The following is a 15254-nucleotide window of genomic DNA, read 5'->3' as shown; positions in this document are numbered from 1 at the left end:
GTTTCGAATTCATTGTTATAGTATTTGATAACAATAGACAGGCGTGAGAAAGCGGCAATGGAGTTCGTTCAACAGGTCAAAGTATTTGTTTCGGTCGTTGACTTGGGTAGTTTTGCTAAGGCCGCAGATGCCTTAAGCATGACACGCCCTAGCGTCACCAATGCAATTAACGCGCTTGAAAGCAGTATAGGGGCTCGCCTGTTGCACAGGACAACCAGGCGTTCGAGCTTAACTGGTGAAGGAGAGATCTTTTATGAAAAGGCAATGCAGCTCTTATCTGAAGTCGCGGAAACAAAAAACTTGTTTGGGGGCTCGGGAGACTCACCACATGGTCGGCTTCGCATTGACATTCCTGTCGCAGTAGCAAGTACGATTATTATTCCTCAATTACCAGAATTCCAAAGGCGATACCCAAGCATTGAAGTGATATTGGGCGTAAGTGACCAACCTACTGATCTAATCGCCGATGGAGTTGATTGCGTCCTTCGTATTGGAGGCAATTCGCCTCCTACTATGGTTAGTCGCCTAGTCGCACACATCCCTATGGTGTTCTGTGCGTCACCAGAATATTTAGCCAACTATGGAACGCCAAAAAATATAGAAGATCTTTCGGAGCACCATGCGGTCACTTATTTTTCTGGGCGAGGCCGTCGTCGGATGGAATGGAATATTTTTGAAGATGGCAAAGAACGAATCGTCCATATGCGTTCATCAATGTTAGTTAATGACACCGCCGCATACGTTGACTGCGCAATGGCGGGAATGGGGTTAATTCAAGTGGCTGGCGTTTATGTTGAAGATCGACTTAAAAGTGGAGCTTTAATTGAAGTGCTTCCTGACCGTCAACATGTGACACTCCCTTTGTCAGTGTTGTACCCAAATAGACAGCATCTCTCACCTGCGGTAAGAGCATTTGTGGACTGGACGGTGGAAATATTCCGAGCGAAAACGAGTCGGTGGATCAGAGTTTCTTGATGTCTATACATCGCCTCAATTCGGCCAAGAGCGGAACTTGAGGATAATTAAATTTCCTCAGAAGCAAACACATTTCTGATTCCAGCTTCGCTGATTTGTTACCTCAGTCGCCTGTCAGGCTTATTGAAGTCGCCGCCACTTTAAGTCCGTCGGGACCTCCGGGTAGGCACCAACAATCCGCCCTCCAATTCAATAAGTGCAGGAACTGGCTCATCCGAAAGCATCACAATTATGCAGGGCCATTCACCACTTTCAGGCATCCAGCCGATCGGTTTGCTGAAATGCAGGTGCCACACAGCACTCCCTTCGTGCGCTTCACCTGAAATCACCACACTCTCTGAATCGGTACGGTCCACGATGAGCTTGAGTGAACTTTGAACTCGGTGGCCTGCCCTAGTTGCCCGAGCTGCTCGTTGCCACTCCGGTAGTTGAATTAAGATGGCAACGGCTAGTAAACCGCTTACACCAGCAGCAAATAGTAAGAATACGTTTAGCTGCACATGCTCACATTGGCTAAACGCGTATGCGCAGGCAGCTGCTATCAAAGCGGAAACGACAGCTACGGTCCGCAGGGGCCAAACCTCTCCAAATTTTCGTAGGTAGTCAATCTGCTGATCCAAGCTCAACTCTGCGCTGGGCATTTTGGTGGACTTCGGTTGGCTCATAGTAACGCCTAACAGTTTATTAAATTGCACCGACTATAAACGTTATTCCAACTAAATTGGCGTTCCGCCGTCGGCTAAAAGCAGACCTTTCATCTATTGGCTAACGAAATAAAATACTTTCAGCAATCAACATCATCACCATAATAAAGAACACCCAACTTAATTCGGTCACGCCCATTCGCAACGCGATGTTCATTGGTGTCACGAAGAGAATAAACACAGCCGCAATATTCTTGTTGATAAAAATTTTCACGCTTGCTTATTTCAATCATTCGCGCTGAGCCACCGCCTTTACGCCAATTAAAATCCCAGTATTGTAAATCGGGATATTTTTCTGCTGCACGTTGGCCGCAATCATTAATCTGCTGCATATTTTTCCAGCGCGAAATGCCCAGCGAACTGGTAATGACAGGAAAACCATTTTCGTGCGCATAAAGTGCAGTGCGCTCAAAACGCATATCAAAACACATGGTGCACCGAATGCCACGCTCGGGTTCATCTTCCATACCTTTGGCACGAGCAAACCAATTATCACGGTCATAATCAGCGTCGATAAAAGGCACGTTATATTTTTCGGCAAACCGAATATTTTCATTCTTGCGTAATTCATATTCTTTACGTGGATGAATATTGGGATTGTAGAAAAATATGGTGTAGTCAATACCAGATGCCAACATAGCTTCCATGACTTCACCGCTACAGGGTGCGCAGCAAGAATGTAACAAAACCTTGTTATGTCCATTAGGCAATGGTATCGGCTTTCGTTGAAACTCTTTGTCGTCACTCATGATAATTACCCATAGACTTGTGAAAATGCCGAGCCTCGCTCGGTATATATTTCAATAGAGACGAGATTACCATCCCAAAACTTGCATCAGCATGCGACCACCGCTGATCAATAGAAAAATCGCAAATACGCGCTTGAGCATCACCGAATCCAGTTTGGAACCGATCCATGCACCGACAGGTGCCAGCAGTACGGTGAGCGGTACGATACAGAGAAAACCCGGCAAATTGACCATGCCGATCATGCCCTCGGGGGCATCTGTAGGTGTGTGCGCAAGCAACATCGCTATTGAGCCAGGTAACGCGATGAGAATGCCAAATACCGAGGCGGTGCCTACGGCACGATGCGGGGAATAATTGCATGCAGTCAGTAACGGCACCCCGACAGTGCCACCACCAACACCCATAATCACAGAGAAAAAACCGATGAGTCCCGCCATTCCACCCTGGCCTTTCATTCCGGGTAACTGATGGGCAATGGGTGCTGCTTTTGCGCGAAACAACATATTGGCCGCGACCAATAACGCTACTACACCGAAGACTGCGCTGGCAGCAGTCCCTCTAGCGTGGAGCGCAAACGCGCTACCCAACACAACGCCTATCAACATATAGGGCCACCATCGTTTCACCAATAGCCAATCCACATTGCCCCGTTTGTGATGGGCACGAATGGAAGAAATGCTGGTGGGTACAATCGTCAATAGCGATGTTGCGGTAGCCACCAACATGGCAGTTGCAGGGCTAACATGTGCAGCCTGCAATACAAAATACAGTACGGGCACAATAACAATGCCGCCTCCAACACCCAGCAGACCTGCAAGTATCCCCGCAAAAGCACCGGTGATAAGCATGGCAATAATCGTGGGTAACCACTGACTCAATAATTCGCTCATCACCGAACTTCGCTCACAAGACTGGCACTATCAATGCGTGAGTCATTCCCGGTCGCATACCCCACTTGATGATAAGTGCGATTAAAATAAATCAAGCCTTGATCCTGTTGAGCTTGTTGGATAGCGACAACCCGGCAAATGAAAATATCATGCGTACCGACTTCTTGAGCTTGTTCAATATGACAATCAAAACTCACTAAAGAATCTTCCAAAACCGGCGCACCCGTTTTTAATTCTGTCCAAACACCATGTTTAAACCGTTCTTCTGAATTCAGTTTGGACGAAAATACGTTTGAAATAGACTGGTGATGTGCACCTAAAACATTCACGGTTAAAATTTTATTTTCTACAAAATGTGTATGTAAGTATGACGCTCTATTCATACAGACTAATAATGTCGGCGGAGTATCGGTGACACTGCATACGGCGGATGCCGTGAATCCATAACGACCAGATGCCCCTGTTGTTGTCACAACACTGACTGCACTTGTTAATAAAGACATTGCATTTCTAAAGTCTGTTGCTTCGATCATCACCTTGTTCCTGATATGAGCCCTAACGTTTTTCTTCAGATGTAGTCCAGCCACGCAATTCCATCACGTAAGCACATAATTTGAATGGGGGTCTGAGTAGAAATGATGGTTTCTTTTAATTGAAGTGAGGGCTACCAGTTCGACCATGGATTCCAAATCCAATCGAAAAGGTAACCCTACTGCACATTATTGGAGCGGCTTATTTGGCCAAGAGCTCTTTTCGAATGATTTCTGCACCTGCGCTTAAGGCTTCCAGCTTTCCTCTTGCTACTCCACGAGATAAGGGCGTCATACCGCAGTTAGTGCAAGGATAGAGTTTGTCGGCATCTACAAACTGAAGTGCTTTTCTTAAGGTGTTCGCAACTTCTTCCGGCGTCTCAATGGTATTGCTTGCCACATCAATGGCTCCTACCATTACTTTTTTACCGCGAATGAGTTCCAGTAGCTCCATTGGAACATGAGAGTTGTGGCACTCCAGTGAGATTATATCGATATTGGATTTTTGCAGTTTGGGGAAAATTTCTTCGTATTGTCTCCACTCTGAGCCCAAGGTTTTTTTCCATTCTGTATTGGCCTTGATGCCATAACCGTAGCAAATGTGTACGGCAGTTTCGCACTTGAGTCCTTCAATTGCCCTTTCTAAAGTGGCAATTCCCCAGTCATTCACCTCATCAAAAAACACATTAAATGCAGGCTCATCAAATTGGATAATATCGACACCAGCAGCTTCCAATTCTTTGGCTTCCTGGTTGAGGATTTTGGCAAATTCCCACGCTAGTTTTTCGCGACTTTTATAATGGGCATCATAAAGCGTATCGATCATAGTCATAGGACCTGGCAAAGCCCATTTAATCGGTTGATCGGTTTGTTGACGTAAAAACTTGGCATCCTCAACAAAAACTGGTTTTGTACGAGAAACAGGACCAACGACCGTCGGCACACTTGCATCATAGCGATCACGAATTCTAACGGTCTCACGTTTTTCAAAATCAACGCCGTCGAGATGCTCAATAAACGTAGTAACAAAGTGTTGGCGCGACTGTTCGCCGTCACCAACAATATCAATACCGGCTTGTTGCTGTTCGTGCAACGACAAACTCAACGCATCGTGTTTGCCGTCAATTAATTCCTGACCTTCCAATTTCCAGGGTGACCAAAGTTTTTCCGGTTCCGCAATCCAGGATGGTTTAGGCAAGCTGCCCGCAGTCGACGTAGGTAATAATTTTTTCATAATAAATGATATTGTCTAAATAAGTGTTTTACGTAAATTATCTTGTATAGGATTTTTATTTAAAGCGCGTAATTCGCAGACCATTGCTCAAGAATAGCCAAGTGCGGCTTGATGAAATTCTCCTCCGCAAATTTTCCCTGCTGAATAGCTAAACGGCTACGCTCTTCCCGGTCATAAACAATTCGTGTTAATGAATGATCCTGGTTTTTCAAGTTTGGCTGATAGCATGCACCTGCGGCTGCATTCGCGTTATAAATCTCGGGCCGGTAAATCTTTTGGAAGGTTTCCATGGTGCTGATAGTGCTGATAAGTTCAAGATTTGTGTAATCGCTCAGCAAATCACCAAAGAAATAAAAAGCCAAAGGCGCAGCACTATGTGGCGGCATGAAATAACGAACGTCCAAGCCCATTTTTTTGAAATACTGTTCAGTCAACGACGACTCATTCGCCTGGTATTCAACGCCCAATACCGGATGCTGATTTTCAGTTTGACGATAGGTCTTGTTATCCGAAACACTCAGGCATATCACGGGGGGTTTATTAAAATTCTCTTTATAGGTATTCGAATTCACAAAACTTTTAAACAGTTTTCCATGCAAATCGCCAAAATTATCCGGAATGCTAAAACTGGATTGGTTCTTATTGTGCTCTAACAGTCGAACGCTAAAATCGTAATCCCGGACATAAGACGAAAAATTATTTCCTACAATGCCTTCGATGCGCTTGTTAGTTTTGTGGTCAATAATATTGGTTTTCAATATTTCAACCGAGGGGAAGGTATGACCATGGCCTTCAATATTAATATCAACGGAAATGATATCCAGTTCGACAGAATAGCGGTCCCCTTCAGGGTTATCCCAATGCGCCAGGGCATTAAAACGATTATCAATCATCTTCAATGTGTTGCGCAGGTTCTCCTGGCGCCGCTCACCTCTGGCCAAGTTGGCGAAGTTCGTGGTGATGCGAGTATTGTCGGCGGGATGATAATTCTCATCAAAGCGAATACTTTTGATTGTAAAAGTAAAACCGTTGTTCATTGCGTCTGGCACCCTAATGTATAAAGCCTAAGTTTCGTTAGGTGAGCTTTATACCCGAACCAAACCATGAATAAAAATGACATTTTTTCACTGTTTCATGAATAAATTTCATAAAATTGCGAAAAACATAGATAAGTGGGCGGCTTTTTGACGGAATTGAGCTGGAAAGAAGCCCGAAAGGACAGCTAAGATTAGGCTCGCCACCGAAGGTAATCGCTATGGATTACCCTGATTTCGACCCTGTGCAGAACAAATTGTCTATATGTCTTTACTCTCCAACTATCTTTCGCAGGATCAATTCTGCGTACTTTTTGAATATTTAACCCCCAGCCAGAGTCGATTCCCTGTGAAAGCACAGCTTGCAGGTTTTCCTGTTTGCGTGACATTGGCAGATCGGGTGCATTCAGATAATGACGCCGCCCCCTTGGAGATATCCAAACTGTATCCAGAGAATGTAGAAAAACTCATTCACTATTCAGGCAAGGGACGAGACATTGAGGACTTTGTACAATTTTTACATCAAGCGAAATCACAGGGCCAGGGAAACTTATTATTGCTGACAGGTGATAAGCTCAAAAATCATCAGTTTGGTGATGATGGCGCCCCTAGAACACGCTATTTAGAGTCAATAAATGCAGTGATGGAGGCTAAGCGACACGGTGGTTTTTACATTGGTGTAGCGCTTAACCCCTTCAAATACACCGAATCAGAAAAAGAAGCACAGTATTTAAAATTACACAAAAAGATTAAAGCAGGCGCAGACTATGTAATCACCCAGTTGGGATATGACTTATCTGCGCTACAAGAAGCGCAAGATTTTTTAAAGCGGAATCAATATTCGCAAAAGATGTTAGCCTGTGTGATGCCATTAACCTTAGAACGTGCTCAATTTATTCTGAAGAAAAAGGTGGCAGGCATTGTCATTCATCCCCATTTGGTATCAGTACTTAAGCAAGAGAAAAAAGAAGGGAATGAATCTCATGTTTATAAGCGCTGTGCTTTGCAAATTTTGATCTGCAAACATTTGGGTTTCTCAGGCGTGCACCTGTCTGCTTGCCATAAGCCCGAAGAACAAGAACTATTAGAAAGGTATATTGAGGAATATCGAAACCTGGATTTACCTGCTTGCATGTCACTTTGGAATACGCTTTGGAAAACTCAAACAGGAAAAGAATTTATTCCTCCAGAGGTTAATAACCAAGCCAAGCCTTTTCCGGCGAAAAATATTCTTAAATACAAATATTTGAGCTTTATTCATGGGGCTTTTTTTGAATCAAAAGTTTCCAAATCAATTGGCAAAATTGTGTTTAAATCGTTGTTATGGAAGGCTCCTTTAGTCAGCAAATTCATATTGAAAGCAGAGCTTTTAGCCAAGCATATTGCCGTAGCTTGTGAAAGCTGTGGGCAGTGTCGATTGGCAGATACTTTATATGTGTGCCCGGAAACTTGCCCTAAAGGTTTGGCTAATGGACCCTGTGGTGGAACCCATTTAGATAGATGTGAGTTTGGTGATCGTGAGTGTATTCATTCAGTCAAAGTTCGGCTGGCGGAAACCGTAAATCAAACGCATGTTTTAAAGGAAAATTTAATTCCTGCTGTTCCAATTGAGGTGCGTGGTACAAGTTCCTGGCAGAATTGGTTTGACGCCGACACTAAGGAATTTTCGAAAGCACCGTAGTACGTAAGGAAATTAATATAAACATCGCTATGGAATGCCACCAGTGTTACCAATAGCTTTTAAAGGCATTTTGACTGGACCGGTATCCGCAAAAGTGGACTTTAACCTGCTACGGCTCGTAGCATCAAATTACACCAGTCCAAAACAATTCACATAACACTGCGACTTTTTGTCGCATCCTTCCATCCATGTCCTTTTGGTACCCTTCTTACGCCATCCGGCACTTATAAGAATCTATCAACCAAGGACACTCCTGTGCTTTTATACAAGCGTAACCAACTTGCCACTTACATTGGCTTGGCCTTAAGTGTGCCATTATCCGTCTTCGCCGCAGAAGACACACCAAAATTGTCGCACCAACTCGAAACGGTTTTGGTTATTGGACAAAAGGTGAAAGAGGAACTTGAAGCGGAGCAAGTAAAAACACCAGGTAGCGTAACGCTTGTCGATAGTGCCGAATTCTACCAACGAAATGTTGCCAACTTGGGGGACATGCTGCGCTACGTTCCCGGTGTGTGGACCGCGAGCGGATCTACCGGTGATTCTACATTTTTCTCCAGTCGTGGCTCTAATCTCGATGCCACAAATTACGATGGAAACGGCATCAAGTTGCTACAAGATGGCTTACCGGTCACCGCAGCGGACGGCAACAATCACAACCGCATTGTTGACCCGCTGAGTACGCGTTATGCAGTAGTTGCGCATGGTGCTAACGCACTGACATACGGTGCCAGTACATTAGGTGGCGCGATTGATTTTATTTCCCCAACAGCGCGAGATACCGAATCAGAAGTTGTTTTGAATGGAGGAAGCCACGGCCAGGTACAAGGACGGGTCACAGCAGGAGTCGTCGATGGTGGGTTTGATGGATTGCTGACAGTGGAATCCAAACAATGGGAGGGCTACCGCGATCACCATGAACAAGAGCGTAAAGGTATTAATGCAAATGCCGGATGGCAATTCAACGATGCAGTTAAAACCAGGTTATACCTCACTTACATTGAAAATGAGCAAGAGTTACCCGGCGTATTAAACAAAGAGCAATTTGACGAAGATCCCTATCAAGCCGAAGCAAGCGCGGTGTCAGGACATTACCAATACAATGTTGATTCATGGCGTATAGCAAACAAAACCATTTGGGATATTAATGAAAACAGTAGTCTGACCGTCGGTATATCTCATGAAAAACAGAAGTTGTACCACCCGATTGTTGATAAAGTCATGGTGGATTTCGATGGCTCTGGCCCCAATCCTCCTTTCGAAGTATTCAGTTTGTTAATTAATACAGAGCAAGCAAACAGCGGAGTTACCTTGCGCTACAACTTGCACGCAGGCGATCACGATTTATTGGCTGGATTGAATTACGGCGAAACGACTGTTGAGGGTGGTAACTATCGCAACGATGCGGGCCGTCGAAATGGAATCACTACACTTGTAGATAATAACGCGGATAGTTTGGAATTGTTTTTGGTGGACCGTTGGCAAATAGCACCGAAGTGGAAAGTGGTATATGGAATACAGGCTGTTGATGCAGGTCGCGAAGTGAAAAACACCACAGTGGTAAACAGCGCTCTCTATAATCCTAAAGCAGACTACGACAGCGTGAATCCACGAATTGGCGTAATCCATCAATTCAGTGATAACACAGAATTTTTTGCAAATATTAGCCGTCTTTACGAGGCTCCAACCAATTATGAATTGGAAGACGATATCAGTCCCGACAGCAAACCTCTCGATGCGATGCGCGGAGAAGTCATTGAAATCGGAGCTCGCGGCAGTAAATCACTCAGCAGCAATAATCAATGGCGTTGGGATGTAGCCTTCTACTACGGACAGCTACAAGATGAAATTCTATCAGTAGATGATCCAACTGCACCCGGCACATCGCTATCCACTAATGTCGATGATACCGTTCATGCCGGTATTGAGGCATTGCTCGGCGCGAGCTTCGCGTTAAATGATACAGGTAGTCGTATTGAGCCTTTGTTGAGTGTGACGATAAATGAATTTTCCTTCGATAACGATAGTAACTATGGCAACAATGAATTACCCGCTGCGCCAGGTTATGCAATTAAAGGAGAAATCCTTTATCGCAACGCGACTGGATTTTTTGTTGGCCCGACGTTTGACATCGTAGATGAACGCTACGCAGATTTTAAAAATACTTACACCATTGATTCCTACGCGCTGTTGGGTTTGCGTGTTGGTCTCACGCAGGATCGCTGGGAAATTTATGGCGAGGCAAGAAATGTAACAAACAAGGAATATGTGGGTGTGCACACAGTTCGTGATGCTGCGAGTGTCACAGACGCCATTTTACAAGCGGGTGAGCCACGCTCATTTTATGTCGGTGCAAAATTTCAGTTTTAAATAAAAGCCTGATAACGGGAGCTAAACTATTAGCTCCTCTAGCAACAAATTCAACAGCTTAATTTCGTCAACTTATAGATACCCCGAGAGAGAACCCTATGAAAAATATCATTAAGAACTCTTACCAAATAATTGCCACCTGTTTGATCGCGATGGCTTCGGTTGTTAATGCTCACGATGCCGTCGATGATAAACAAAGTATTCGCCATGTCATCAACAGCACTTATGACACACCGCAACATAAAGTCCTGATCGACCCAATAGTAATTCAGGGTAATCATGCCGTAGCCAGTTGGATTCAGCAGGATAAGGGTGGCCGCGTAGTGTTATATCGTAGTGTAGAAGGAGCCTGGGATATTGTGCTTTGCTCCGGCAAAGCAGTAACAGAAACAGATTTTTTAGTAAAAACCGGCATCTCTAAAGCGGAAGCAGATTTACTCGCTACCGAATTAGCGTCCGCAGAAACGAAATTAGGCAGCGAAAAAATCGCCCTGTTCGATAGTTTTAAAGGTGTGGTGCGAGGTACTCACCAAGCAGATCATGGGAAAGATCATGGACACCAAAACTCTTCCAAAACACACTCTCATCATTAGGTGAGTTAGATCGAAGATCTATTTTCTCCACAAATCCTGTCGCCAAATAATCCCGATATTTATCCGCGATGCATCGTTAGGCAAACTGCGATCATCAATGGCTTCAAAACGGAAGGTCACATTGCGCTTGTAGTCCCATAGCCATACGGCTGAAATTCGCTCGGGGTTGTGCCCTTGGGTAGATAATCCTGAATCCAAAGTTAACGCTGGTGCACCAGGCCCCTCTAAATAATTATCTACTTGTAATTCCTCTGCCCGTATCGCTAAGGTGTGATTGCGCCAATGCACAGCAGGCTGAATCCATGCGCCTTTTGCTTCACTTAGTAAATCGGCTGTGCGCTGATTATTTTGCAAGAAACCATCCGCTTCAGGTTCAACCCATTCGCCACTCACACTAAGCGCCCAGTCAGATGCAAAATTCCAACGTAGACTTCCGTGGATGCCGTAGAAATCCGTTGTGCCAGTGAACCCGACCGAAGGGAAAAGTGGCGCAGTATTGGAACTGTGCGTGTGGTCTGCGCTGTAGCGATGATCGACACGATTTTCTGCATCAGCCCGCATTACCCATGTGCCTATACTCGCAACAATATGTTCATTCATGACATCGTAGCGAAGGAATACATCGTTGTTGCCGCCATTATCGGTGGGTGTAGATGGAAATGATTGCCCTCGCCAATGTTCGACACCGCCACTAACACCCCAATCAGACTGGAATAAAATTCGCGCCCCCTGATCGTGAAAGTCACGCCCAAAAAAGGAATCCATTATCAGCGAGGCCTCGCTGAAAGAGCGCGTCGATGCATGTTCGGTCATTGCAGGCGAGAATAAAGCGGACATCTTTCCCGCTTCCGCTGCAAAACAAAACGAAGTGCAATCACTGCGCCATCCAAGATAAGCATGCTGTATTTCAACTGAATCACCGTGATCGCTGCCTTTTCCAGAACCATGAATTCCAGCCTTAGCGACGGCATAAATGTTTTTGTCGATGGCGTAGCGGGTTGTTACGTTTATTTCATCCAAGCCCACGCCTTCATCAACCGGCCAACTTTCCCCTCCCATCAGGAAGCCTGGTAAACGCCATGCGGTATTGTCATCCACTGCGGCCGCAGAACGCCACGTGACAACGGCGGCTGCACTGAGCGAGCTCGTCGCAGAATCATCCAGTTGCAAACCATGAGCATGTAATTGATCTGCCAGAGGTAAGAAAAAAACTCCAGCGGTTACGGGAATTAAACGGGAAAAATATTTCATTCAAAGGGATTTCCGTAGCGAGCGTCATTCAACAATTTTTCATCGGTCAAACTGTTTAAAAATGCGATGACATCGTTGATTTCATCTTCAGTAATGTCGAAACCGGCAATAAAACTGTCTTTATAGGGATTACGCCTGCCATCACCGATATGTTCACCTTCGGTGATGTTGCGTCCACCTGCTGCATATGTGCGTATGACTTCTTCGAGTGTGGCGATACTGCCATCGTGCATGTAGGGCGCAGTCACCGCGACATTGCGCAAACTGGCAGCACGGAATGCACCCATTTCCACAATACGCCCGGTAACTTCATGAGCGCCGGTATTCGGTTCAGGATAGCCACCGAGTCCATCAATGTTGTACAAGCCAGTGTTGTGAAAAGGTGTTTCAACTACACGCATTGAACGGTCACGGACAGAATCGGTAAATAAATGGCCATCGTGGCAATGAAAACATTCCAACCTCTCACTGTTGAACAGTTGCAATCCACGTTTTGCGCTGTCACTAAGTGCGGACTTATCGCCCGCAAGATGACTGTCATACGCACTGCGGAATGACGTTATGCCGCGCACAAAGGTCGCGAGTGAATCCACCAGTTGTTTCCAATCGATCTGCTGAAGCGTTGGATATGCCTCTGCAAATAACGCGGTGTATCGAGGGTCACGCAGAATCGATTGAAGAATGGCAGGATGATTTGTTTCGTTAATCCCATGTTCGATAGGATCAGTGCCAAATAATGGCAACATGATTTGTTGTTCGATAGTCGTAAGTGATGGATTGCCCCATGTCACTGTCGCAAACCATGCTGCATTTGCAAGGCTTTGCGAATTACGCGGATGCAAATCACCCGCGCCGCCGGTGGGACGGATTTTTCCATCAGCAAACGCTTTTTTTTGTTCATGACAGGATGCGCAACTGATAGCGCCCCCGCCAGACAAACGATTGTCGTAAAACAAATGGCGACCCAGTTGGAACTTGGCTTCGGTAACCGGGTTATCAGCAGGCTCAACCGGAAGCGCCATTTGCGGTGGCAAATTCCAGTTGAACTCTGTTGTACTCTCCGAGGTGTCATTCACTTTTGTTTGGCTATCGCCATAACAACCGCTCAGCGCCATCAATACGAAACATACGAATATAAATTTCACGCTCAACATCTGCCTGAAATTTATTTGGTAACGACTGAAAAAACAGTTTGCGCAGATGGGATGCTGGTCTGCGCCGCATGAGCTAGCCCAAAGCTTGCGAAAATTTCCGCACACTCAAGATCAGTTGCACCAGACATACAACCTGATGGACCAGCCACATCTTGCCCCATGTTGCTATTCTCAACAATTTTGGCGAAGTCTAATTTTACAGCTGACTTACCAACGACAAAGTTACTCAGTGTGAACTCTGCTCTGTTAGTCGCAGTACAAGTAACTGCTTCGCCCGCTTCAGGTGCGCCAGTACAACCTGTACTACCCAAATGAATATTCCAACGGTTAAACGTCATGGTATCGCCCGGACGGGTGATAGCTACATCGGTGAATACATCGAGGCCAGTAAATTTATAGCCGATATTCCAACCCCAATTCATACCGGAAGAAAGTCCGGGCGATTTCAATGGTTCTTTTGCTGCCGCTTGATTCGCGTGATTGTGTGTAGCGGGAACACCAAGAACAAATCGGATGCTGGAAATTGTGTTATTGCCAATTAATACCTTGCCAACAACTTGTTTATTGATCGCGGGATTAGCTTCACCCTGACAGGATGTTGCACCAGTGCCTAATTTATCGCGGAAATCCAGTAACGCAATATTGTCTACCTGGAGATCGGTCTCATCTAATGTAATAGGCAATTCAACACCAGTACTGGTAACTAAACGCAAGTTGTGCACATAAAAACGAAAATCTGCAATTGTTGCGCGCGTACTAACTTTCCCAAGCCCTTCCAAGGGTACGCCACATTTAATTTCTGTAGAACCCGAGAATGCTTCAAAAGGAATTGTGATAGCAACAGGTTCATTACTCGCAGCGGAACTGGACGCAGCTGATGAGCTACTGGCAAGCGACGAGCTTGAAGCAGGTTTGCTCGAATCGGAACTCGAACTGCTGCCACAAGCAGCTAACAGCAAACTGCTAAAGCCAATCGAAAAGATTTGTAATGCATGAGACCTTCTGAAGCTAAGCAAAGTATTCATAGATAACACCCAATGATGAATAAAATTGGGGTGCAGCATAAACAACGATGCGACATTTACAATGAGACAAATTGTCGCACTGACCAAATTGCAATCGAAATAAAATTAATTTTTAGCAGATTTTATATGCGACAGCGACATTTTGTCGCATAGCCAAAAATCTAAAATCACGGTAAAAATAATTTTTCCAATTTTAAAAAAATATCACCACCTCTACTTAAAAAAGGAAGCTATGCATCTACTACTCATTGATGAGGAAAACGACCTTAAGAAAACGCTAACAGGACTTAAGACGATCCGTAAAATTACCGTCGACTATTGTTGCGATGTCCCTGGCGCATCGCGCCGCTTACAAAAAAAACAATACGATCTCATTGTTTTGGAAATCTTCAAAAATAACGAGTGTCACCTAGATTCAATTGCTGAGCTCAGGCAAATATCATCTACGCCTATCATTGTTATTACTAAATTCCCCAGCATTTCCACCGCGATATTGGCGGTCAAATCGGGTGCTGATGATTATTACGCAAAGGCAAGTGATCCACTTTTATGGATTACTAAACATCTGAATAAAATTGGGGATAACAAAGTAGCTGTTGAAGAACCGAAATACACACCTATCGGCCATCTACAATGGGATCACATGAAAAAGATGCTTCAACAAACGAAAGGAAACATATCTGCTGCGGCAAGACTCTTGGGTATTAATCGCCGCACGCTCCACAGAAAAATAAGTGCGCACGAGCAAGACCCACGGCATTGATTTGCAGAACGTTACAGCTCACCAGGTGACTTATTATGACTACATCCAGCGATAATAAAGCCCCAAAAGCAGAACAGTGGAACAAAGGAAAACTAATTGGGCAAAAAGCCCCGTTAAAAGTTAGTGAAGTTTGGGCAATCCGCGTCCAGCTACAGCTCGGCCACGCATCCTCCTTTGTAGCCCCCGTAACAACGCCGACAAACTGCGACAATTTGTCACATTTTCCAAATTTTCTAACTCAGTAAAATACCGACGCAATAAAAAATTCCGCAACACATAGAAGCCCTCAATGCTGTTTTC

General features: G+C 45.0%; 14 protein-coding genes. 6 read left to right on the top strand and 8 right to left on the bottom strand.

Features of this window, described 5'->3' with window-relative positions; all coding sequences use genetic code 11:
* The first annotated feature begins 57 nt into the window (after window positions 1-57).
* Window positions 58-975, top strand: coding sequence for a LysR family transcriptional regulator (locus AAGC78_RS06860; protein WP_435783312.1), 918 nt, complete (start codon window positions 58-60; stop codon window positions 973-975).
* 784 nt (window positions 976-1759) lie between these two features.
* Here AAGC78_RS06860 and AAGC78_RS06855 read toward each other — a convergent pair.
* The 5 genes from AAGC78_RS06855 to AAGC78_RS06835 form a co-directional block, all read right to left on the bottom strand.
* The gene (locus tag AAGC78_RS06855; RefSeq protein WP_435783311.1) at window positions 1760-2428 is read right to left on the bottom strand and encodes an epoxyqueuosine reductase QueH; all 669 of its coding nucleotides are present in this window, start codon (window positions 2426-2428) and stop codon (window positions 1760-1762) included.
* 66 nt (window positions 2429-2494) lie between these two features.
* Complete coding sequence (locus tag AAGC78_RS06850) at window positions 2495-3319, bottom strand: sulfite exporter TauE/SafE family protein (protein WP_435783310.1); 825 nt, start codon at window positions 3317-3319, stop codon at window positions 2495-2497.
* Entirely contained in the window at window positions 3319-3852 is a 534-nt protein-coding gene (locus AAGC78_RS06845) for a flavin reductase (protein ID WP_435783309.1), read from the bottom strand. The genes AAGC78_RS06850 and AAGC78_RS06845 overlap by 1 nt, the downstream gene beginning before the upstream one ends.
* Before the next feature lie 199 nt (window positions 3853-4051).
* Entirely contained in the window at window positions 4052-5083 is a 1032-nt protein-coding gene (locus tag AAGC78_RS06840; RefSeq protein ID WP_435783308.1) for a methionine synthase, read from the bottom strand.
* A 59-nt stretch (window positions 5084-5142) separates the two neighbouring features.
* Complete coding sequence (locus AAGC78_RS06835; protein WP_435783307.1) at window positions 5143-6132, bottom strand: DUF1852 domain-containing protein; 990 nt, start codon at window positions 6130-6132, stop codon at window positions 5143-5145.
* Between the two features lie 250 nt (window positions 6133-6382).
* On the opposite strand from AAGC78_RS06835, the gene AAGC78_RS06830 reads away from it, so the two are divergent.
* The 3 genes from AAGC78_RS06830 to AAGC78_RS06820 all read left to right on the top strand — a co-directional run bounded on the left by AAGC78_RS06830 (window position 6383) and on the right by AAGC78_RS06820 (window position 10761).
* Window positions 6383-7798: a methylenetetrahydrofolate reductase C-terminal domain-containing protein gene (locus AAGC78_RS06830; protein WP_435783306.1), complete on the top strand. Its 1416-nt coding sequence runs from the start codon at window positions 6383-6385 to the stop codon at window positions 7796-7798.
* 255 nt (window positions 7799-8053) lie between these two features.
* The gene (locus AAGC78_RS06825) at window positions 8054-10168 is read left to right on the top strand and encodes a TonB-dependent receptor family protein (RefSeq protein WP_435783305.1); all 2115 of its coding nucleotides are present in this window, start codon (window positions 8054-8056) and stop codon (window positions 10166-10168) included.
* Window positions 10169-10266: 98 nt separating this feature from the next.
* Window positions 10267-10761 carry a copper uptake system-associated protein gene (locus AAGC78_RS06820; protein ID WP_435783304.1) on the top strand — a complete coding sequence of 165 codons (495 nt, stop codon included), beginning with the start codon at window positions 10267-10269 and terminating at the stop codon, window positions 10759-10761.
* Window positions 10762-10779: 18 nt separating this feature from the next.
* Here AAGC78_RS06820 and AAGC78_RS06815 read toward each other — a convergent pair whose 3' ends face one another.
* From AAGC78_RS06815 to AAGC78_RS06805, 3 genes are read right to left on the bottom strand one after another with little or no spacing between them, the layout of a single operon-like run.
* Window positions 10780-12012, bottom strand: coding sequence for a hypothetical protein (locus AAGC78_RS06815; RefSeq protein WP_435783303.1), 1233 nt, complete (start codon window positions 12010-12012; stop codon window positions 10780-10782).
* Window positions 12009-13157, bottom strand: a complete 1149-nt coding sequence (locus tag AAGC78_RS06810) for an MbnH family di-heme enzyme (RefSeq protein ID WP_435783302.1) — start codon at window positions 13155-13157, stop codon at window positions 12009-12011. The genes AAGC78_RS06815 and AAGC78_RS06810 overlap by 4 nt, the downstream gene beginning before the upstream one ends.
* 20 nt (window positions 13158-13177) lie before the next feature.
* On the bottom strand, window positions 13178-14191 hold the full coding sequence (locus AAGC78_RS06805) for an MbnP family copper-binding protein (RefSeq protein ID WP_435783301.1): 1014 nt from the start codon (window positions 14189-14191) through the stop codon (window positions 13178-13180).
* Between the two features lie 142 nt (window positions 14192-14333).
* Between AAGC78_RS06805 and AAGC78_RS06800 the strand changes: the two genes are divergently transcribed.
* Window positions 14334-14954, top strand: a complete 621-nt coding sequence (locus AAGC78_RS06800) for a response regulator transcription factor (RefSeq protein ID WP_435783300.1) — start codon at window positions 14334-14336, stop codon at window positions 14952-14954.
* Window positions 14955-14989: 35 nt separating this feature from the next.
* Entirely contained in the window at window positions 14990-15199 is a 210-nt protein-coding gene (locus AAGC78_RS06795; protein ID WP_435783299.1) for a hypothetical protein, read from the top strand.
* The last annotated feature ends 55 nt before the right edge of the window (window positions 15200-15254 follow it).

The sequence above is a fragment of the Cellvibrio sp. genome, from assembly GCF_039207905.1.
Taxonomy (GTDB): domain Bacteria; phylum Pseudomonadota; class Gammaproteobacteria; order Pseudomonadales; family Cellvibrionaceae; genus Cellvibrio.
This window is presented reverse-complemented; position numbering and strand designations above follow the sequence as displayed.